This is a genomic window from Marinobacter nauticus, assembly GCF_003634635.1.
Lineage (GTDB): Bacteria > Pseudomonadota > Gammaproteobacteria > Pseudomonadales > Oleiphilaceae > Marinobacter > Marinobacter nauticus.
Genome location: NZ_RBJB01000002.1, coordinates 156,137 through 178,167 on the forward strand (window position 1 = coordinate 156,137; position 22,031 = coordinate 178,167).

At 56.1% G+C, this 22,031-nt stretch carries 16 protein-coding genes; 14 read left to right on the forward strand and 2 right to left on the reverse strand.

What is annotated here, in order from left to right:
* The first annotated feature begins 116 nt into the window (after positions 1–116).
* The 3 genes from fadB (at position 117) to topA (ending at position 6,377) form a co-directional block, all read left to right on the forward strand.
* The gene (fadB, locus tag C7436_RS00785; RefSeq protein WP_014421724.1) at positions 117–2,264 is read left to right on the forward strand and encodes a fatty acid oxidation complex subunit alpha FadB; all 2,148 of its coding nucleotides are present in this window, start codon (positions 117–119) and stop codon (positions 2,262–2,264) included.
* A gap of 32 nt (positions 2,265–2,296) precedes the next feature.
* A complete protein-coding gene (gene fadA / locus C7436_RS00790) occupies positions 2,297–3,472 on the forward strand; it encodes an acetyl-CoA C-acyltransferase FadA (protein WP_011784654.1) in 1,176 nt (391 codons plus the stop codon).
* Between the two features lie 265 nt (positions 3,473–3,737).
* Positions 3,738–6,377, forward strand: coding sequence for a type I DNA topoisomerase (topA, locus tag C7436_RS00795; RefSeq protein ID WP_011784655.1), 2,640 nt, complete (start codon positions 3,738–3,740; stop codon positions 6,375–6,377).
* Positions 6,378–6,444: 67 nt separating this feature from the next.
* On the opposite strand, the gene C7436_RS00800 is transcribed toward topA, so the two are convergent.
* Positions 6,445–7,320 (reverse strand): NAD(P)-dependent oxidoreductase, encoded by an 876-nt coding sequence (locus C7436_RS00800; RefSeq protein ID WP_121206362.1) that lies wholly within the window; start codon positions 7,318–7,320, stop codon positions 6,445–6,447.
* A 341-nt stretch (positions 7,321–7,661) separates the two neighbouring features.
* Between C7436_RS00800 and C7436_RS00805 the strand changes: the two genes are divergently transcribed.
* Entirely contained in the window at positions 7,662–8,867 is a 1,206-nt protein-coding gene (locus tag C7436_RS00805) for a M48 family metalloprotease (protein ID WP_121206363.1), read from the forward strand.
* Positions 8,868–8,947: 80 nt separating this feature from the next.
* Here the strand turns inward: C7436_RS00805 and gltA are convergent, their stop codons facing one another.
* Entirely contained in the window at positions 8,948–10,222 is a 1,275-nt protein-coding gene (gene gltA, locus C7436_RS00810) for a citrate synthase (protein ID WP_011784657.1), read from the reverse strand.
* Between the two features lie 47 nt (positions 10,223–10,269).
* On the opposite strand from gltA, the gene C7436_RS00815 reads away from it, so the two are divergent.
* The 10 genes from C7436_RS00815 (at position 10,270) to sucD (ending at position 22,026) form a co-directional block, all read left to right on the forward strand.
* Entirely contained in the window at positions 10,270–10,494 is a 225-nt protein-coding gene (locus C7436_RS00815; protein ID WP_014421719.1) for a hypothetical protein, read from the forward strand.
* A 204-nt stretch (positions 10,495–10,698) separates the two neighbouring features.
* The gene (gene sdhC, locus C7436_RS00820) at positions 10,699–11,076 is read left to right on the forward strand and encodes a succinate dehydrogenase, cytochrome b556 subunit (RefSeq protein ID WP_011784658.1); all 378 of its coding nucleotides are present in this window, start codon (positions 10,699–10,701) and stop codon (positions 11,074–11,076) included.
* The gene (gene sdhD / locus C7436_RS00825; protein WP_011784659.1) at positions 11,073–11,414 is read left to right on the forward strand and encodes a succinate dehydrogenase, hydrophobic membrane anchor protein; all 342 of its coding nucleotides are present in this window, start codon (positions 11,073–11,075) and stop codon (positions 11,412–11,414) included. The genes sdhC and sdhD overlap by 4 nt, the downstream gene beginning before the upstream one ends.
* A gap of 3 nt (positions 11,415–11,417) precedes the next feature.
* Positions 11,418–13,190, forward strand: a complete 1,773-nt coding sequence (gene sdhA, locus C7436_RS00830; protein ID WP_011784660.1) for a succinate dehydrogenase flavoprotein subunit — start codon at positions 11,418–11,420, stop codon at positions 13,188–13,190.
* A 15-nt stretch (positions 13,191–13,205) separates the two neighbouring features.
* Positions 13,206–13,910, forward strand: coding sequence for a succinate dehydrogenase iron-sulfur subunit (locus tag C7436_RS00835; RefSeq protein ID WP_011784661.1), 705 nt, complete (start codon positions 13,206–13,208; stop codon positions 13,908–13,910).
* A 316-nt stretch (positions 13,911–14,226) separates the two neighbouring features.
* The gene (locus C7436_RS00840; RefSeq protein ID WP_011784662.1) at positions 14,227–17,064 is read left to right on the forward strand and encodes a 2-oxoglutarate dehydrogenase E1 component; all 2,838 of its coding nucleotides are present in this window, start codon (positions 14,227–14,229) and stop codon (positions 17,062–17,064) included.
* A gap of 25 nt (positions 17,065–17,089) precedes the next feature.
* Positions 17,090–18,313: a 2-oxoglutarate dehydrogenase complex dihydrolipoyllysine-residue succinyltransferase gene (odhB, locus tag C7436_RS00845; protein WP_011784663.1), complete on the forward strand. Its 1,224-nt coding sequence runs from the start codon at positions 17,090–17,092 to the stop codon at positions 18,311–18,313.
* 35 nt (positions 18,314–18,348) lie between these two features.
* Positions 18,349–19,791 (forward strand): dihydrolipoyl dehydrogenase, encoded by a 1,443-nt coding sequence (gene lpdA / locus C7436_RS00850; protein ID WP_011784664.1) that lies wholly within the window; start codon positions 18,349–18,351, stop codon positions 19,789–19,791.
* A 196-nt stretch (positions 19,792–19,987) separates the two neighbouring features.
* Positions 19,988–21,154, forward strand: a complete 1,167-nt coding sequence (gene sucC / locus C7436_RS00855; protein ID WP_121206364.1) for an ADP-forming succinate--CoA ligase subunit beta — start codon at positions 19,988–19,990, stop codon at positions 21,152–21,154.
* Positions 21,154–22,026: a succinate--CoA ligase subunit alpha gene (gene sucD, locus C7436_RS00860; RefSeq protein ID WP_011784666.1), complete on the forward strand. Its 873-nt coding sequence runs from the start codon at positions 21,154–21,156 to the stop codon at positions 22,024–22,026. The genes sucC and sucD overlap by 1 nt, the downstream gene beginning before the upstream one ends.
* The last annotated feature ends 5 nt before the right edge of the window (positions 22,027–22,031 follow it).

The window sequence follows — 22,031 nt, forward strand, 5'->3', positions numbered from 1 at the left end:
GAATTTTTGGATCGGAAGATCGGGCAGTGACCGAAATCTCGCTGCACAAACAGCCGGCATGGTGGCCAACGCCCGCCGGTTGTCAGCAGTTCCAAACACAGACTGGAGATCAGTTGATGATTTACGAAGGTAAAGCCATCACGGTTAAAGAGATCGAAGGCGGGATCGCTCAGTTGGACTTCGACTTGCAAGGCGAGTCAGTCAACAAGTTCAACCGTCTCACCATCGAAGAACTGGGCGCCGCAGCTGAAGCACTCAAATCCCAGAAGAACCTGAAAGGCCTGGTAGTAACCAGCTCCAAGGACAGCTTCATTGTCGGTGCCGATATCACCGAGTTTACCGAGCTGTTTGCTGGTTCCGAGGAAGACCTCGTGGCCAACAACCTCAGGGCCAACGAAGTATTCAACGCCATTGAAGACCTGCCGTTCCCGACGGTTACCGCTATCAACGGTATCGCTCTGGGCGGTGGTTTCGAAATGTGTCTGGCGACCGACTATCGTGTCATGGCTCCCAAGGCCAAGGTAGGTCTGCCGGAAGTGAAGCTGGGTATCTTCCCGGGCTTTGGCGGTACGGTTCGCCTGTCCCGCCTGGTTGGTGTCGACAATGCGGTTGAGTGGATTGCTGGTGGTACTGAAAACCGCGCTGATGCCGCTCTGAAAACCGGTGCTGTTGACGCTGTTGTTGGCGCTGACAAGTTGGTTGAAGCTGCCGTTGCGATCATTAAGCAGTGCAATGAAGGCAAGCTGGACCACATGGCTCGCCGTGAAGAAAAGAAAGGCAAGATCAAGCTCAATGCCATGGAAAGCATGATGGCATTCGAGATTTCCAAGGCGTTCGTGGCCGGCAAGGCTGGCAAGAACTACCCGGCGCCGGTGGAAGCGATCAAGACCATGCAGAAGCATGCCGGCATGACCCGCGACAAGGCGATTGAGGTAGAGGCCAAAGGCTTTGCCAAGATGGCCAAGACCAACGTTGCCGCGTGTCTGGTTGGTCTGTTCCTGAACGACCAGGCCCTGAAGAAGAAAGCCAGTGCCTGGGAAAAAGAAGCTTCTGATGTGAATCTGGCCGCCGTACTGGGTGCCGGAATCATGGGTGGCGGTGTTGCGTTCCAGTCTGCACTGAAGGGCACACCGATCATTATGAAGGACATCAATCAGGACGGCATCAAGCTGGGTCTGAATGAAGCCAAGAAGCTGCTGTCCAAGCGTGTTGCCAAAGGCAAGATGGACGCCGGCCAGATGGGCGACGTGTTGAACGCGATCACTCCGACCCTCAACTACGGCGACTTCAAGAACGTCGACCTGGTGGTTGAAGCGGTTGTTGAGAATCCGAAGGTCAAAGATGCTGTTCTGCGTGAAACTGAAGATGCAGTTCGCGAAGACACCATTCTTACCTCCAACACCTCCACTATCTCCATCAACCTTCTGGCCAAAAACCTGAAGCGTCCGGAGAACTTCTGTGGCATGCACTTCTTCAACCCGGTGCACATGATGCCGCTGGTTGAGGTTATCCGTGGCGAGAAGACCAGTGACCGGGCTATCGCGACTACGGTTGCCTACGCCAAAGCGATGGGCAAGACCCCGATTGTCGTCAACGACTGCCCGGGCTTCCTGGTTAACCGTGTTCTGTTCCCGTACTTCGGTGGTTTTGCCGCGCTGGTACGTGACGGCGCCGATTTCCAGAAGATCGACAAGGTGATGGAAAAGTTCGGCTGGCCCATGGGCCCGGCTTATCTGCTGGACGTTGTCGGCATGGATACCGCCAAGCACGCCAACGAAGTGATGGCTGACGGTTTCCCAGAGCGCATGAAGGCCGACTTCAAGTCTGCCATTGACGTGATGTTCGAGAACAACCGTTACGGTCAGAAGAACGATAAAGGCTTCTACAAGTACGAAGAAGACAAGAAGGGCAAGCCGAAGAAGGTTGTTGACGAAGAAACCTACAAGCTGATCGAGCCTGTGGTTGACGGCAGCAAAGACTTCGACGAAGAAGAAATCATCGCCCGCATGATGATTCCTCTGTGCCTGGAAACCGTTCGCTGCCTGGAAGACAACATTGTTGAAGACCCGGCCGATGCAGACATGGGCCTGATCTACGGTATCGGCTTCCCTCCGTTCCGTGGTGGTGCATTGCGCTACATCGACGACATGGGCGTCGACAAGTTCGTCGAACTGGCAGACAAGTACGCAGATCTTGGCCCGCTGTACGCGCCGACCGAGAAGCTGCGTGAAATGGCCAAGACTGGCAAGAAGTTCTTTGGCTAACCCTAACGAGATTTCCGAACGGAGAAAGATCTATGAGCCTTAATCCGAGAGACGTTGTCGTCGTCGATTGCGTGCGGACTCCGATGGGTCGTGCCAAAAACGGCTGTTTCCGCAACGTACGTGCCGAGACTTTGTCGGCTGCGCTGATTGAAGCACTGTTTGAGCGCAACCCGAAGCTCGACCCGAAAGAAGTAGAAGATGTGATCTGGGGCTGTGTAAACCAGACCAAGGAGCAGGGCTTTAACGTGGCGCGGCAGATTTCCCTGCTGACCCGTATCCCCCACGAGTCTGCTGCCCAGACCGTAAACCGTCTGTGTGGTTCCGCCATGAGCGCTATCCACACCGCGGCGCAGGCTATCCAGACTGGTAACGGTGATGTGTTCCTGGTCGGTGGTGTTGAGCACATGGGCCACGTACCCATGACTGAGGGTTTCGACCACAACCCGGCTGCTTCCAAGTACTCCGCCAAGGCGTCCAACATGATGGGCCTGACCGCGGAAATGCTGGCCAAGATGCACGGTATCACCCGTGAGCAGCAGGACGAGTTCGGTGCCCGCTCCCATCGCCTGGCCCACGAAGCCACTCAGGAAGGTCGTTTCAAGAACGAAATCGTTCCGATTGAAGGTCACGACGAGAACGGCTTTGTGAAGCTGATCGAAGAAGACGAGACCATTCGTCCGGAAACCACAGCTGAGTCCCTTGGCCAGCTGCGCCCGGCGTTCGATCCGAAAAATGGTACGGTGACTGCCGGTACCTCTTCCCAGTTGACCGATGGTGCGTCTGCCATGGTGCTGATGTCCGCCGAGCGGGCAGAAGCTCTGGGTCTGACCCCGATTGCCAAGATCCGCAGCATGGCCGTGGCTGGTTGCGATCCCGCGATCATGGGTTACGGCCCGGTACCGGCCACCAAGAAGGCCCTGAAGCGTGCAGGCCTGAAAGTTGAAGATATCGACTTCTGGGAACTGAACGAGGCCTTTGCTGGCCAGTCCCTGCCGGTTCTGAAAGACCTGAAACTGCTGGGCGTCATGGAAGAGAAGGTGAACCTGAACGGCGGCGCGATTGCTCTTGGCCATCCGCTGGGCTGCTCCGGTGCCCGTATCTCCACCACACTGCTGAATATCATGCAGGCCAAAGGCGGTAAGCTTGGTGTATCCACCATGTGTATCGGTCTTGGTCAGGGCATTGCCACTGTGTGGGAGCGTATCTGATCAGGAGTATCTGATTAGTGAGCTCAGTCAGGAGGCCCGGCATATGCCGGGCCTTCCTGTTTCCGGACGCGCAAAATGCGACGGAACCCGGAAAAAAGGCTGATTGAAATCAAAGAATGGGTTGTCTTGCCAATCTTGACCCTGTAAAACAGTGAGCCTATACAGAATGGCAGCCTTTGTGTTTTCCAGTTGCCTGATTTTTATGCGAGTTTACGGTTCTGTTCAGATATTGACCGATTGATCGCCAAGGATACAGATCTCCGATATGGGTAAAAGTCTCGTTATTGTCGAGTCGCCAGCGAAAGCGAAGACCATCAACAAGTACCTGGGCTCGGATTTTATCGTGAAGTCCAGTGTTGGCCACATCCGTGACCTGCCCGTAAGTGGCAGCGGCAGCCAGTCAGACCCGAAAGAACGGGCGAAACAGGCGGCGGCCACGCGCAAGATGAGCCCGGACGAGAAGGCCGAGCACAAGAAGCGTAAGGCCCGGGAGCAACTGGTAGCCCGCATGGGTGTTGATCCCGACCATGACTGGAGCGCCCGTTACGAGATTCTGCCTGGCAAGGAAAAGGTGGTCAGCGAGCTCAAGCGTTTGGCCAAGTCTGCCGACCACATCTATCTGGCAACGGATTTGGATAGAGAAGGGGAGGCTATTGCCTGGCATCTTCAGGAGACCATTGGCGGCGAGCCGGACAAATACCGTCGTGTGGTGTTCAACGAGATTACCAAACGGGCGATTCAGGAAGCTTTCAAGGATCCGGGCAACCTCGATAACAACCGGGTTAACGCTCAGCAGGCCCGACGGTTCCTGGACCGCGTTGTGGGTTATATGGTCTCGCCGCTGTTGTGGGCAAAGATTGCCCGCGGTCTGTCTGCGGGCCGTGTGCAATCCGTCGCCGTACGACTGATTGTGGAACGGGAGCGGGAGATCCGTAAATTTGTGCCGGAAGAGTTCTGGCAATTGCATGCAGACCTTGCTGCCGAGGGCGCCAAAGACCCGGTCCGGTTCGAAGTAACCCGTTATATCGACAAGCCCTACCGCCCTGTCAACGAAGCTCAGAGCAAGGAGCACGTTGAGCGGCTCAAGGCTGGCGGCTTCAAGGTGGCCAAGCGCGAAGACAAGCCGACCCGATCCCGTCCGTCTGCACCCTTTATTACCTCTACGCTGCAGCAGGCGGCCAGTAACCGCATGGGTTTCAGCGTCAAGAAAACCATGATGCTGGCCCAGCGATTGTACGAGGCCGGTTTTATTACCTACATGCGTACGGATTCCACCAATCTCAGCCAGGATGCCGTAGTCAGCTGTCGAGAGTTCGTCCAGAAGCAGTTCGGCGAACGTTATTTGCCTGAGAAGCCGCGGGTCTACGGCAGCAAGGAAGGCGCTCAGGAAGCTCACGAAGCCATTCGCCCGACGGATGTTGCTCGCAGGCCAACGGATATTACCGGCCTGGAAAAAGACGCAGAGAAGCTCTACGACCTGATCTGGCGCCAGTTTATTGCCTGTCAGATGGCAGATGCCGAATTCCTGAGTACGTCTATTGTGGTGGCCAACGGCGACTACGAGCTGCGCACCCGGGGTCGAATCGTCAAGTTTGACGGCTTCCTGAAGGCTGCGCCGCAGTCCACCAAGAAAGATGAAGACGTGGCATTGCCAGATATCAAGGTGGATCAGCCCCTGGATCTCAAGAAACTGGATCCAACCCAGCATTTTACCAAGCCGGCGCCCCGGTACACCGAAGCCAGCCTGGTCAAAGAGCTCGAAAAGCAGGGGATCGGCCGGCCGTCCACCTATGCGTCCATCATTTCTACTATTCAGGATCGGGGCTACGTAAAGCTTCAGAATCGCCGCTTCTACGCGGAGAAGATGGGGGAGATCGTGACCGAGCGACTGGCGGAATCCTTCCCGAATCTGATGGATTACGATTTTACCGCGCGCCTCGAAGATGAGCTGGACGAGATCGCCGAGGGTGAGGTTCAGTGGAAAAAAGTGCTGAACGACTTCTACGCCAAATTCCGTAATCAGCTGGAAAGCGCTGAAAAGACGGATGGCGGTATGCGCGCCAATACTCCCACGGAAACCGATATACCGTGTCCGAGCTGTGGCCGGAATATGCAGATCCGGGTGGCCAGTACCGGGGTATTCCTGGGCTGCTCCGGCTACTCGTTGCCACCCAAGGAACGCTGCAAGACCACCATTAACCTGGTGTCTGGCGACGAAGTGGTGAGTGCTGATGACGATGTGGAAGGGGAGGGTGAAACCCGGCTGCTCCGGAAAAAACGCCGCTGTCCGAAATGCGGCACCGCCATGGACAGCTACCTGATCGACGAGAAGCGCAAGCTGCACGTGTGTGGTAACAATCCGGACTGCTCAGGGTACGAGGTTGAAGAGGGTACGTTCCGTATCAAAGGTTACGATGGGCCGACGCTGGAATGTGACAAGTGTGGCTCCGAGATGCAGCTCAAGACCGGCCGATTCGGCAAGTACTTCGGTTGCACCAACAGTGAATGCAAGAACACCCGTAAGTTGCTGAAAAATGGTGAGCCGGCACCCCCTAAAATGGACCCGGTGCCGATGCCAGAGCTCAAGTGCGATAAGGTGGACGATACCTACGTACTGCGTGATGGGGCGTCCGGCCTATTTTTGGCAGCCAGTAAATTCCCGAAAAATCGGGAAACGCGGCCGCCATTAGTGATGGAAATCAAGCCACACCGTAAGGAAATCGATCCGAAATATGATTACCTGATGGATGCCCCTGAAAAGGACCCTGAAGGCAATCCGACTGTGATACGTTACAGCCGAAAATCAAAAGAGCAGTACGTCATGTCGGAGAAAGACGGCAAGGCTACGGGGTGGTCAGCGTGGTTTGAAAATGGTCGCTGGGTCCCGCGCGACAAGAAAAAGTAAGATGGTCGGTGGCGCCCCATCGCCTTTGAGAAGGCGAGGGGGCGTTATTCTCGTATACGCTGGCGCGTTAACGGAACTTGCGTAGTCGCTGTATGAGAGACGATGTGTCCCAGCGTCGTCCGCCCATGGATTGCACATCCGCGTAGAACTGGTCTACCAGTGCGGTAACCGGCAGCGATGCATTCACTTTTCTCGCTTCCTCCAGGCAGATTCCCAGATCCTTTCGCATCCAGTCAACCGCGAACCCGTGATCGAACTCACCGTCAATCATGGTTCCCGAACGGTTTTCCATCTGCCAGGACTGGGCCGCACCTTTGGAAATCACATCTACCACTTTGCGTACATCCAGCTCTGCCTGTTCGGCAAAGTGCAGCGCCTCTGAAAGCCCCTGAACCAACCCGGCAATTGCAATCTGGTTAACCATCTTGGTTTTCTGCCCGCTGCCCGCCGGGCCCATCAGGTTGAGCGCACGAGCGTAGTGCGCCATGACCGGCCTGGCTTTTTCGAACGCATGCTCGGCGCCGCCACACATGATGGTGAGTGCGCCATTCTGGGCGCCTTGCTGACCACCCGAAACCGGCGCATCGATAAAAGCCTGTTTGCGGGCGCCAGCGGTCTCGGCCAGGCGTTCGGCAATCCCCGCAGATGCCGTCGTGTGGTCAATCAGGATGGCGCCCTCTGGAGCGTTTGCGATGATTCCCCCGTCGCCTTCAAATACTTCGATCAGATCTTTGTCAGCGCCAACACAGGTTATGACAAAATCTGCGTCTCTGACAGCGAGCGCGATCGAATCACAGGCGGCGCCTGAATGTTCTGACGCCCATTGTGTTGCCTTCTCGCCAGACCGGTTCCAGACACGGACAGAAAGTCCTGCGTTTGCCAAATGCCCCGCCATGGGATAACCCATTACGCCCAGGCCAATAAACGCTACCGTTGTTGTCATTGATTTACTCCAGTCGGTGAGTGTCAGTGTGCTTTGATTATGAAATCGAGCCGAAAGGATTGAAACCCTTTTCGACCGTTCGCGGGGTATCCATTGGTCTGGGCTCACATAATGCTCAACGCAGGCATGACGCCAATCACAGACCGGTAAACTATCTGCCTATTTCAGGCGCATACGATAGCAGGCGCTTCCAGGCATTCTTATACTTAGCAGGCTAGCCGCATGGATGCTTACAGGCCGTGAGAAACCAGTTTTTGGGTCTCCCGGTGCTTCTTATCCTTGTTGTTCAGCGAATGGGGGAGGCCGTGATGCCGCCTGTAGTTTATTCGTGAGGGAAGTAAATGAATCTGGTATACAAACATGAAAAACCGTTGCTGCTGGTGACGGCGGTGCTTGCTGTGGCCATCTGGCTGGCTCTGATACTGGGGACGCTCGGTATTGTATTGCTGTATCTGTTGGTGGGGTACGTGTTCTTTCTCTTTGCCCATTCGGCTTTCATCTCACACCTGAAGGGGTCTGGGGTGCGAATCAGTCGCGAGCAATATCCGGATCTCTATGACCGGCTTATTCGTTGTTGCGAAAAGGTTGGGGTAAAGGAGGTGCCGGAAGCCTACCTCCTGCGGACGGACTTTTTCAATGCACTTGCGACCAAGTTTCTTGGACGGCATTTTGTTGTGCTGTTCACTGATGTTGTTGATGCGTTGGAAGAGCGCCCGGACGCTATTGATTTCTACATCGGTCATGAGTTGGGTCATATTCACCGGCGCCATCTTTCCTGGGGGCCGGTGCTGGCACCCGCTGCCTGGCTGCCTGTAATCGGGCCGGCGTTGCGGCGTGCCGAAGAATACACGTGTGATCGCTACGGTGTAGCCTGCTGTCAGTCACCGGAGGACATCAAGGCAGCGCTGGCAGCAATCGCTGCTGGCGATACCCGCTGGCAAACCATCAACGTGGACGCATTTGTAGGGCAAGTGGCTGTGACCAACGGCTTCTGGATGTCCTTCAACGAAATAACGGGAGACTACCCCTGGCTCACCAAGCGAATGGCAGCGGCCATTGCCCTGTCGGAAGGGCGTGAAGTATCTCACCCGGGGCGGAGCAAGTTAGCCTGGTTCTTCGCTCTGTTCGTCCCGAGGCTCGGGGTTGGGGGAGGGGCTGCGTCCTTGCTCGTGATGGTGGCCATTGTCGGCATACTTGCCGCTGTTGCGATTCCTCAGTATCACGAATACGTAGAGAGAAGTCGCTATCAGGATGCCTACCTGGAAGGCTTGGGGGTTACGGATTCTGTCGATGCCTATGTCAGTGAACACCAGGCCTGGCCCGGCTCGATGGCGGAGCTTGGTTATGGCGGTACCTTCGGGGGCTCTGGTGAAGACTATACTATTGATGTCTATGACGGTGGTGTGATCGGCATTGAGATGGGGGTTGATGAAACCGGAGAGTCGGAATACATCGTTCTGGAACCGGAGGTCACCGATAACGGGTTATTCTGGAGTTGCTATGGTCAGAACGCTGTTGAAAAACTACTGCCGGCGGACTGTCGTTAGCATGGTGAAAGACTGACCGGGAAATGAAAAAAAGCCGCTGAAGTCAGCGGCTTTTTTCTGGTTGAAGGCAAGTGGTGTGCTTACTTCTTCGGGTAGTCCCGCTTCGGCGAGCCGGTGTACAGCTGGCGCGGGCGGCCGATACGGTTGGCACCGCTGACCATTTCGTTCCAGTGGGAGAACCAGCCGATGGTACGGGACATGGCGAAGATAACGGTAAACATGGAGGTCGGAATACCGATGGCCTTCAGGATGATGCCGGAGTAGAAGTCGACGTTCGGATACAGCTGGCGCTGAACGAAGTACTCGTCTTCCAGGGCGATCTTTTCCAGGCGCTGGGCAATTTTCAGCAGCGGATCGTTTTCCAGGCCGAGTTCGCTCAATACTTCGTGGGCAGTCTGAGCCATGACCTTGGCGCGTGGATCGAAGTTCTTGTAAACCCGGTGGCCGAAGCCCATCAGGCGGAACGGATCGTCCTTGTCTTTTGCCTTGGCAATGAACTTCTCGATGTTGGACTCGTCGCCGATCTCGGCCAGCATGTCCAGTACCGCTTCGTTCGCGCCGCCGTGAGCCGGGCCCCAGAGTGCGGCAATGCCGGACGCAATACAGGCGTATGGGTTGGCGCCGGTAGAGCCTGCAAGGCGAACGGTGGAGGTGGACGCGTTCTGTTCGTGGTCAGCGTGCAGAATGAAGATCTTGTCCATGGCGTTGGCCAGAACAGGATTTGGCTTGTACTCTTCGCACGGAGTGCCAAACATCATGTGCAGGAAGTTCTCTGCGTAGGACAGGTCGTTCCGTGGATACATGAAAGGCTGTCCCATGGAATACTTGTAGCACCATGCCGCAATGGTCGGCATTTTCGCGATCAGGCGATGGCCGGTGATTTCACGTTGCTTGGGATCGGAAACGTCCATCTGGTCGTGATAGAACGCAGACAGCGCGCCCACAACGCCACACATGATGGCCATTGGATGCGCGTCACGGCGGAAGCCGTTGAAGAAGTTGCGCATCTGGTCGTGCAGCATGGTGTGGTTTTTGATGGTGTCGTGGAACCGCTTGTTTTCTTCTTCGCTGGGCAGTTCGCCGTTCAGCAGCAGGTAGCAGACTTCCAGGAAGTCGGAGTGCTCGGCCAGCTGGTCAATGGGGTAGCCGCGGTGCAGCAACACACCGTTGGCGCCATCGATGTATGTGATGGCCGATTCGCAGGCTGCGGTGGATACAAATCCGGGGTCGTAAGTGAAAACGCCTTCCTGTACCAGGCCGCGTACGTCAATAACGTCAGGGCCGACGGTGCCGGAATAAACCGGTAGCTCAATGGACTTATCTCCCACCGAGAGCGTGGCTTTCCTGTCGGTCATGGTGCTCTCCTGTCTGATTAGCTATAACAGCTTTTCTGCATGTGTAGATGCGCCAGAAAGCGCGTATTATCGCAAAACTGGCGGCAAAATATAGGGCGTCAGCTTTTTTTGTCAATGCACTGGCGGAGAAAACGGCAAATTTCTTCCCGTTTGTAAATGAGGGATATCCGGAATATCGGGCCCCTGGGGCGGAAATTGGTTTTGTCAATAAGCCTTATAGATGGGTAGAGGCTGCAAGCTGCAAGGCCTGGAGGGCGATTGCAAGTTTGTAATTACCGGGGTGTCTCCTTATAATCCGTAGCCCGGAATCGGGGATGCACCGGCTTATGGGCTTGAGTATAGCAAGCTACCGGGTAGTCATCCGCCCTCCTGAACCAATCGGTTATCGGTATCGTACCGATTCTCCGGTCCCAACATACCAACCATCCGCCACCGTTTTGCGGTCCCGCGGAACCAAGAGAGAGTGTGAGAGCGCTGTGAATAGCAAACGACCAGTAAATCTCGATCTCGGCAAGTTTCATTTCCCGCTGCCAGCCATTACTTCGATCCTGCATCGCATCAGCGGCATCATCATCTTCGTAGGTGTTGCCTTCCTGATGTACGGCCTGGATCTCTCCCTTTCCGGAGAAGATGGCTTTAACCGGGTGAATGAGCTGCTGGACAGCTTCCTGGCGAAGCTGATCATCTGGGGCATCCTGTCTGCTCTGCTGTACCACCTGGTTGCAGGTATCAAACACCTGTTGATGGACGCTGGTATTGGCGAAGAGCTTGAAAGCGGGCGCCTCGCCGCGAAAGCCACGATTGCGGTTTCCGTTGTTCTCATCGTTCTGGCAGGAGTCTGGGTATGGGCATGAACAGTGTAACGAATATTGGTCGTAACGGTATTCAGGACTGGATCATCCAGCGCGTAACAGCCTACGTATTAGCTCTGTACACGCTGTTCCTGCTTGGCTTCTTTGTGACCACCGATGTTGACTACCAGGCGTGGTCTGCATTGTTTGCTCAGGGATGGTTCAAGATCTTCAGTCTGCTTGCGCTGCTGTCCATTGCCGGGCACGCGTGGGTTGGCTTGTGGACAGTTTCTACCGACTACATCAAATCCGCGATGCCGCGTTTTCTGCTTCAGGCAGCCTGTGTGCTCGTAATGTTTGTATATGTCGTGTGGGGCATTCAGATTCTTTGGGGGCTTTAATCGATGGCTAACATCAAGACCATGTCGTTCGACGCGATTGTTATCGGTGGTGGCGGTGCCGGTATGCGAGCCGCCCTCCAGCTGACCGAATCCGGTCTCGATACCGCGTGTATCACGAAAGTATTTCCGACCCGTTCGCACACGGTATCCGCCCAGGGCGGTATTACCTGTGCGATCGCAAGCGCTGATCCCAACGACGATTGGCGCTGGCACATGTACGACACTGTGAAAGGTTCTGACTACATCGGTGACCAGGACGCGATTGAGTATATGTGCTCCGTCGGTCCGCAGGCAGTGTTCGAGCTCGAGCACATGGGCCTCCCGTTCTCCCGTACCGAGCAGGGTCGTATCTATCAGCGTCCGTTCGGTGGTCAGTCCAAGGACTACGGTAAGGGCGGTCAGGCTGCCCGTACCTGTGCCGCAGCCGACCGCACCGGTCATGCTCTGCTGCACACGCTATACCAGGCTAACCTCAAAGGCGGCACTTCGTTCCTGAACGAGTGGTACGCCGTGGACCTGGTCAAGAACAGTAAAGACGAAGTGGTCGGTGTTGTCGGTATCGAAATTGAGACCGGTGAAGTCTGCTACATCAAGGCCAAGGCGACCGTTCTGGCAACCGGTGGCGCCGGTCGTATCTATGCGTCAACCACCAATGCCCTGATCAACACCGGTGACGGTATCGGTATGGCCCTGCGTGCCGGCTTCCCGGTTCAGGACATGGAAATGTGGCAGTTCCACCCGACCGGTATCCACGGTGCCGGTGTGCTGGTAACTGAGGGTTGCCGGGGTGAGGGTGGTTACCTGATCAACTCCGAAGGTGAGCGTTTCATGGAGCGTTATGCTCCGAACGCCAAAGACCTCGCTGGTCGCGACGTTGTTGCCCGCTCCATGGTTCTGGAAATTCTGGAAGGCCGCGGCTGTGGTCCCGACAAGGATCACGTACTGCTGAAGCTGGATCACCTGGGCGAAGAAACGCTGAACCTGCGTCTGCCGGGTATCTGTGAGCTGTCCCGTACCTTTGCCCACGTTGATCCGGTCAAAGAGCCGGTGCCAGTGGTTCCGACCTGTCACTACATGATGGGCGGCATTCCGACCAACGTTGGTGGTCAGGCGCTGACTCAGGATGAAAACGGCAATGACAAGCCGATTCCGGGCCTGTTTGCCTGCGGTGAAGCCGCTTGTGTGTCTGTGCACGGTGCTAACCGTCTGGGAGGCAACTCTCTGCTGGATCTGGTGGTCTTTGGTCGTGCGGCTGGCCTGCACATTGAGGAGCAGCTGCGTGGTGGTTTCGAGGTCGACGGCGCAAGCGACGAAGACATCAAGCGTGCCATGGCTCGTCTGGAGCGTCTGGACAGTGCAAGTGAGGGTGAGGATGTGGCTCAGGTTCGTAAAGACCTGCAGAACTGCATGCAGCTCTACTTCGGCGTGTTCCGTGACGGCGAAAGTATGGAGAAGGGTCTGAAGCTGCTGGAAGAAATCGGTGAGCGGGTTCGTAAGACCAAGCTGACTGATACCAGCAAGGCATTCAACACCGCCCGTATCGAAGCACTGGAGCTGGACAACCTGTACGAAGTTGCCTATGCGACCGCCAAGTCTGCGATTGAGCGTAAAGAAAGTCGCGGTGCCCATGCCCGTAACGATTTCACCGAGCGTGACGACGAGAACTGGCTGAAGCACTCCATGTACTTCCCGCTGGACAAGCGCGTTGGCAAGCGTGACGTGAACTTTGCACCGAAAACGGTTCCGACCTTCGAGCCGAAGATCCGGACCTACTAAGGGGGTATCCTGAAAATGTTGGTAAGTCTGTACCGTTATAACCCGGAAACTGACAACGCCCCTTACATGCAGGACGTTGAGATTGAGTTGCCGGAAGGCAAAGATCTGATGGTTCTGGATGTTTTGGCGCTGGCCAAGGAAAAGGACCCGACTGTCGCATTTCGCCGTTCCTGTCGTGAGGGCGTTTGCGGCTCAGATGGTATGAACATGAATGGCAAGAACGGCCTGGCTTGCATCACACCGGTTTCCGATGTGGTCAAGAACAACAAGCTGGTTTTGCGCCCGCTGCCTGGTCTTCCGGTCATTCGTGATCTGGTGGTTGATATGGGCCTGTTCTACAAGCAGTACGAAAAAGTGATGCCGTACCTTGTGAATGACAACCCCGCGCCAGCCATCGAGCGACTGCAGTCTCCGGAAGATCGTGAGAAGCTGGACGGCCTGTACGAGTGTATTCTCTGTGCCTGCTGCTCTACCGCTTGCCCGTCTTTCTGGTGGAATCCGGACAAGTTCATCGGTCCGTCTGGTCTGTTGCAAGCTTATCGCTTCCTGGCCGACAGCCGTGATACCGCCCAGGCAGAGCGTTTGGCGAACCTGGACGATCCGTTCAGCGTGTTCCGCTGCCGTGGCATCATGAACTGTGTCAGTGTGTGTCCGAAGGGCCTGAACCCCACAAAGGCAATTGGCCATATCCGGAACCTGTTGCTGCAAAGAGCCACCTGACCGGCAAAATTCGCAGCACCAGCTATACTGGTGTTCTGACACCAGTTAGTACCCCTGAAGGCCTCGCTATATGCGGGGCCTTCAACCAAAGGCTTATAGTCAAAAGTCTTACCGGGGTGCAAACTTATGCACGCTGTTTCGGTGCGCTTATCCAGTCACCGGACAGTATTGCTGAGTATAAAAATCACTGGGGACGGAAAACATCCTTGCCGGGTGTGGTGGCCAAAGTCATGCCGTAATAACCCGTATTGACTGAGAATTACCCCTGGCCGACCATACTGGCTCCCCCGCACCAGCCCAAGGTGAGCTATTCAAAATGCACGAAAGCATCATGGAGCAGTTATGGCAGACTTCCCACCTGCAGGGTGGCAATCTTGCCTATGTTGAACAGCTTTTTGAAACCTACCTGACAGACCCCAACGCAGTTCCAGAAGAGTGGCGGAGTTACTTCGATAAACTCCCGAGCGTCGATGGCTATCAGGGCCGCGACATCGTTCACTCCACCATCCGCGAGCAGTTTGAGCACATCTCCCGCAATCAGCGTTTTCTGGCGACCAATGGCGTGCCTGCCAGTGCTACGTCCGACGCTGATAAAAAGCAGATCCGTGTTCTGCAGCTGATCAACGCTTTTCGTTTCCGCGGTCACCAGGAAGCAAAGCTTGATCCTCTGGGTGTCTGGCAACGTCCTCAGGTAGAAGATCTGGACCCGCGATTCCACGAATTGGGCGAATCCGATCTTGATCTGGAGTTCCAGACCGGCTCTCTGAACTTTGGTTCCGAGAGCATGAAACTCGGCGATATTGTTCAGGGCCTGCGCCAGACTTACTGCGAGAGCATCGGCGCTGAATACATGCATGTGGTAGACACGCGCATCAAGCGTTGGTTCCAGCAACGTATGGAGCCTGTTCGTTCCCGTCCGGAATACGAGACCGAAACCCGCAAGCATATCCTTGAGCGCCTGACGGCTGCTGAAGGGCTGGAAAAATACCTGGGTTCCCGTTATCCGGGCGTCAAGCGTTTTGGTCTCGAGGGCGGTGAAAGTCTGATCCCCTGCCTGGACGAGCTGATTCAGCGTGCGGGCTCCTATGGTGCCAAAGAGATCGTGCTGGGCATGGCCCACCGCGGTCGACTGAACGTGCTGGTCAACACCCTGGGCAAAAATCCGAAAGAACTGTTTGATGAATTCGAGGGCAAGAAGCTCGCGGATTCCGGCTCCGGCGACGTGAAATACCACCAGGGCTTCTCCTCAAACGTGATGACGCCAGGTGGCGAGGTTCACCTGGCCATGGCCTTCAACCCGTCTCACCTGGAAATCGTATCCCCGGTAGTGGAAGGCTCGGTACGCGCCCGTCAGGACCGTCGTGGCGATACCGATGGCAGTACCGTGGTACCCATTGTGATGCACGGCGACGCTGCGTTTGCCGGGCAGGGCGTAGTGATGGAAACCTTCCAGATGTCCCAGACCCGGGGCTTTGGTGTTGGCGGTACCATCCACATCGTGATCAACAACCAGGTTGGCTTCACCACTAGCAAACAGGAAGATGCTCGTTCCACCGAGTATTGCACCGACGTTGCCAAGATGGTTCAGGCGCCGATTCTGCATGTGAACGCCGACGATCCTGAAGCGGTGATGTTTGCCACCCAGATGGCGATGGACTACCGCAACGAATTCAAGCGCGATGTAGTGATTGATCTGGTTTGCTACCGTCGTCGTGGCCACAACGAGGCGGATGAGCCGGCAGCGACCCAGCCGCTGATGTACGACAAGATCCGCAAGCTGAAGACCACTCGTGCGATCTACGCGGATCAGCTGGTTGAAGCCGGTGTGATCACCGAAGATGAAGCCAAGCAGATGGAGACTGATTACCGGGACGCCCTGGACAAGGGTGATCACGTGGTCAAGTCCCTGGTTAAAGAGCCTAACAAAGAGCTTTACGTGGACTGGGCTCCGTATCTGGGCCATGAGTGGACAGCGAAGTGCAAGACCAGCGTTGCGCTGAAAACCGTCCAGAAACTGGGCAAGAAGCTGACTGAAGTGCCGGAAGGGTTCAGCATACAGCGCCAGGTTTCCAAGATTGTTAATGATCGCGAGAAGATGACGGCTGGCGCGCTGTCCCTGAACTGGGGCTACGGCGAAATGATGGCCTATGCCACTTTGCTGAACGAAGGCCACCCGATCCGCCTGACTGGTCAGGACGTGGGCCGGGGCACCTTCTCGCACCGTCATGCTGTTCTGCATAACCAGAAAGATGGGTCTACTCATATTTCCCTGCAGAATCTGAAAGACGATCAGCCGAAGTTCGACATCTATGACTCACTGCTGTCTGAAGAAGCGGTGATGGCGTTCGAATACGGTTATTCCACCACGACGCCGAACGCGCTGATTGTCTGGGAAGCCCAGTTTGGTGACTTCGCCAACGGTGCCCAGGTGGTGATTGATCAGTTCCTGACCAGTGGTGAGCATAAGTGGGGTCGACTGTGTGGCCTGACACTGCTGCTGCCACACGGTTATGAAGGGCAGGGGCCGGAACACAGTTCCGCCCGTCTGGAGCGTTTCCTGCAGCTGTGTGCCGAACACAATATTCAGGTCTGTGTGCCGACTACACCGTCTCAGGTATTCCACATGTTGCGTCGGCAGGTGAAGCGTCCGTTGCGCAAGCCGTTGGTTGCCATTACGCCCAAGAGCCTGCTGCGCCATAAGGAAGCCATTTCGGGTCTGGACGACCTGACATCCGGCACATTCCAGACAATTCTGCCGGAGAAAGAGCCGTCCGATCCGAAAAAAGTGACTCGCCTGATCCTCTGCAGTGGCAAGGTCTACTATGATCTTCTGGAGAAGAAGAAGGCGGATGAGCGGGACGATGTCGCGATTGTTCGTATCGAACAATTGTACCCATTCCCGAGCGATGACCTGGACGAACTGCTGAGCCAGTACAGCAAGCTCAAGCATGTGGTCTGGTGTCAGGAAGAGCCGATGAACCAGGGAGCCTGGTATTGCAGTCAGCATCACATGCGGAACGCACTGCAGCGCCTGAATCCCAAGCTATATCTCCAGTATGCCGGTCGTGAGGCTTCTGCTGCTCCTGCCTGTGGACACATGTCTGTTCACATCGAAGAGCAGAAGAAACTGGTTAACGACGCGTTTGAAATCTGACGAGCTACCGAACTAAGGATCCGTAATGTCAACAGAGATTAAAGCCCCCGTTTTCCCTGAGTCGGTTGCCGAAGGCACCGTCGCGACCTGGCACAAGCAGCCGGGTGAGGCCTGTTCCCGTGACGAGCTGATTGTCGATATCGAAACCGACAAGGTTGTGCTCGAAGTGGTTGCGCCGGCGGATGGTGTGATCGAAGAAGTTCTCAAGAACGAAGGCGACACCGTGGAAAGCGGTGAGGTCATCGGCAAGTTCAAGGAAGGCGCAGCAGGTGAATCCAAGCCGGCCGAGAGCAAGTCTGAAGCGAAAGCCGAAGCACCGAAAGCCGAGGAGAAATCCGAAGCTGCTTCCGGCGACGCCATTCTGAGCCCGGCTGCCCGCAAGCTGGCCGAAGAAAACAACGTTGACCCGAGCGCGGTAAAGGGCACCGGTAAAGATGGCCGTGTTACCAAGGAAGACGTTCAGAACTACGTGGACAGCAACAAATCTTCCGGTGGAGCGGCTGCCGCCAAGCCGGCAGCGATGCCTGAGGTGAACGTTGGCCAGGGCGAGCGCGCCGAGAAGCGGGTTCCGATGACCCGCCTGCGTGCCAGCATCGCCAAGCGTCTCGTTGATGCCCAGCAGACAGCAGCCATGCTGACCACCTTTAACGAGGTGAACATGGCGCCGATCATGGAACTGCGTAAGCAGTACCAGGACAGCTTCGTGAAGCGCCACGGCATCAAGCTGGGCTTCATGTCGTTTTTCACCAAAGCGGCTACCGAAGCTCTGAAGCGCTTCCCGGCAGTAAACGCCTCCATTGACGGCAACGACATGGTGTACCACGGCTATCAGGACGTAGGCGTAGCAGTATCCACCGACCGTGGCCTGGTGGTACCGGTTCTGCGTGACACCGACGCCATGGGTCTGGCCGACATCGAGAAGAAGATCGTCGAGTACGGTACCAAGGCGAAGGAAGGCAAGCTGGCCATTGAAGATATGACCGGTGGCACCTTCACCATCACCAACGGTGGTATTTTCGGGTCTCTGATCTCCACGCCGATCCTGAATCCGCCCCAGACTGCCATTCTGGGTATGCACAAGATCCAAGAGCGCCCGATGGCGGTAAATGGCAAGGTTGAGATTCTGCCGATGATGTACCTGGCGCTGTCATACGATCACCGTATGATCGATGGCAAGGAAGCGGTGCAGTTCCTGGTGGCGATCAAGGAAATGCTGGAAGACCCGGCACGTATCCTGCTGGATGTGTAATCTGACACTCAACGAATTCGATAACAGGAAAGATTATGTCCGATAAGTTCGACGTTATTGTAATTGGTGCAGGCCCCGGTGGTTACGTTGCTGCCATTAAAGCCGCTCAGTTGGGTCTTAAGACCGCCTGTGTTGAGTCCTGGACTGGTAAAGACGGCAAGAGCCAGGTGCTCGGTGGTACCTGCCTGAACGTAGGCTGTATCCCGTCCAAGGCCCTGCTGGAAGTGACTCACAAGTTTGAGGAAGCCAGCCACGATTACGACTCTATGGGCATCCTGGCCAAGGACGTGAAAATCGACGTTGCCAAGATGATGGAGCGCAAGGCTGGTATCGTTAAGCAGCTGACTGGTGGCATTGCCGGCCTGTTCAAGGCCAATGGCGTCACCTCTATCCACGGCCATGGCAAGCTGCTCGCCGGTCGTAAGGTTGAAGTCACCGACAAGGATGGCAAAACCAAGACCTACGAAGCCGACAACGTAATCATCGCCACCGGTTCCCGGCCGATCGAGATTCCGCCGGCGCCGTTCGACGGTGAGTACATCGTCGATTCCGAAGGTGCGTTGGAGTTTACCGAAGTGCCCAAGCGCCTTGGTGTGATCGGTGCCGGTGTTATTGGCCTTGAGCTGGGTAGCGTCTGGGCCCGCCTGGGTTCAGAAGTAACCGTGATCGAAGCGCAGGACAGCTTCCTGCCGGCGGTTGACCAGCAGTGTGCCAAGGATGCTTTGAAGCAATTCCAGAAGCAGGGCCTGAACATCGTGATGGGCGCCCGCATGACTGGCGCGGAAGTCAAACGCAAGCTGGTTAACGTCAGCTACGAAGACTCCAAGGGCAAGCAAGACGCCAAGTTTGACAAGCTGATCGTGGCTGTTGGCCGTCGTCCGTACACCGATGGTGCACTGGCTGAAGACTCCGGCGTGACCATGGATGAGCGGGGCTTTATTTTCGTAGACGACAACTGCAAGACCGAAGCACCGGGTGTCTGGGCCATCGGTGATGTGGTTCGTGGTCCAATGCTGGCCCACAAAGCGTCTGAAGAGGGCGTGATGGTTGCTGAGCGTATTGCCGGGCATAAGCCCCAGGTCAATTACGACTGCATCCCGAATGTCATCTATACCTTCCCTGAGGTTGCCTGGGTCGGCAAGACCGAAGAGCAACTGAAAGCTGAAGGCGAAGAATATAACGTGGGAACCTTCCCGTTTGCGGCGAACGGTCGTGCCATGGCTGCCAATGCCGCTTCCGGTATGGTCAAGATCATCGCAGATGCGAAGACCGACCGTATTCTTGGCTTCCACGTGGTGGGTCCGCAGGCGTCTGAAATCGTTGCCCAGGGCGTGATCGCCATGGAATTCGGTTCAAGCGCAGAAGATCTGGCCCTGACCTGTTTCGCGCACCCGACTCTGTCCGAGTCTGTGCACGAAGCGGCCCTGGCCGTTGCTGGCGGTGCGATTCACGTCGCCAACCGTCGCAAGAAGAAGTAACGCATTGTCGGAATACGGGGCGCCAACTGGGGCGCCCCGCTGCCATCATAACGGCGGCTTTTCGCATGTGTGACCGGCAGGCCGAGGCGATCCCTGGCCTGCCAGAACGAATTCGTTCCAGCTGCACCAATGGCGGTGCACTGACGGGTTCATTTCCGTACGTGGTTATCCTCCATCAATAGACGGGACATTAACTATGAATTTGCACGAATATCAGGGCAAGCAGCTGTTCGCTGAGTACGGCCTGCCCGTATCCAAAGGCATTGCCTGCGATACTCCCAAGGAAGCCGTAGCAGCGGCAGACGAAATCGGCGGTGACGGCTGGGTAGTGAAAGCCCAGGTTCACGCCGGTGGTCGCGGCAAGGCCGGCGGTGTAAAGCTGGTCAAGAGCAAAGAAGAGATCCGTGAATTCGCCGAAAAGTGGCTGGGTAAGAACCTGGTTACCTACCAGACCGACGAAAACGGCCAGCCAGTCAGCAAGATTCTGGTTGAATCCCTCACCGACATCGATCAGGAACTTTACCTGGGCGCTGTGGTAGACCGTGGTTCCCGTCGTATCGTTTTCATGGCCTCCACTGAAGGTGGCGTGGAAATCGAGAAGGTTGCCGAAGAAACTCCGGAAAAGATCCTGAAAGCCGAAATTGATCCGCTGGTCGGCGCGCAGCCGTACCAGGGTCGTGAACTGGCATTCAAGCTGGGCCTGGAAGGCAAGCAGATCGGTCAGTTCACCAAGATTTTCCTGGGCCTGGCCAAACTGTTTGAAGAGTGCGACCTGGCTCTGGTTGAGATCAACCCGCTGGTGATCACCCCGGCTGGTGACCTGCACTGCCTCGACGCCAAAGTAGGTGTAGACGGCAACGCACTGTACCGTCAGAAGAAAATCCACGAGATGCACGATCCCTCCCAGGAAGATTCCCGGGAAGCGGAAGCGGCCAAGTGGGAGCTCAACTATGTTGCGCTGGAAGGCAACATCGGCTGCATGGTTAACGGTGCTGGCCTGGCCATGGGCACCATGGACATCATCAAGCTGTCCGGCGGCCAGCCTGCCAACTTCCTGGACGTAGGCGGCGGCGCAACCAAAGAGCGCGTATCCGAAGCGTTCAAGATCATCCTGTCTGACGACGCGGTACAGGCCGTTCTGGTTAACATCTTCGGTGGTATTGTTCGCTGCGACATGATCGCTGAGGGCATCATCGGTGCGGTTAAAGAAGTCGGCGTTAAAGTGCCTGTTGTGGTTCGTCTGGAAGGCAACAACGCGGAGCTGGGTACCAAGGTACTCGCCGAAAGTGGCCTGAACATCATCGCCGCCAACAGCCTGGCGGACGCCGCAGAGCAAGTCGTTAAAGCCGCAGGGGGTAAATAATGAGCATCCTGATCAACAAAGACACCAAGGTTATCTGCCAGGGCTTTACCGGCGCACAGGGTACCTTCCACTCTGAGCAAGCCATTGCCTATGGCACCAAGATGGTAGGTGGTGTCAGCCCCGGTAAGGGCGGCACTGAGCATCTGGGTCTGCCGGTGTTCAACACCGTACGTGAAGCGGTAGAAAAGACCGGCGCTGAAGCGACCGTCATCTACGTTCCGGCTCCGTTCTGTAAAGACGCCATCATCGAAGCGGCCGACGCCGGTATTCAGCTGATCGTTTGTATCACTGAAGGTATTCCGACCATCGACATGCTGTACGCCAAAGAATACGTTGATCGTAAAGGCGTTCGCATGATCGGCCCGAACTGCCCGGGCGTGATCACTCCGGACGAGTGCAAGATCGGCATCATGCCTGGCCATATCCACAAGAAGGGTAAGGTTGGTATCGTGTCCCGTTCCGGCACCCTGACCTATGAAGCGGTCAAGCAGACCACGGACTTCGGCTACGGTCAGTCCACCTGTATCGGTATCGGTGGCGACCCGATTCCTGGCTCCAACTTCATCGACATTCTGAAGCTGCTGCAGGAAGATCCGGAAACCGAAGCCATCGTCATGATTGGTGAGATCGGTGGTACCGCTGAGGAAGAAGCGGCTGCGTTCATCAAAGAGAACGTCACCAAGCCGGTGGTTTCCTACATTGCCGGTGTCACTGCACCTCCGGGCAAGCGTATGGGCCATGCTGGCGCCATCATCTCTGGTGGTAAGGGTACGGCGGACGAGAAGTTTGCCGCCCTGGAAGACGCCGGTGTTAAAACCGTGCGCAGCCTGGCCGAAATCGGCAAGGCCCTGAAGGAAGTGACTGGCTGGTAAAGCAG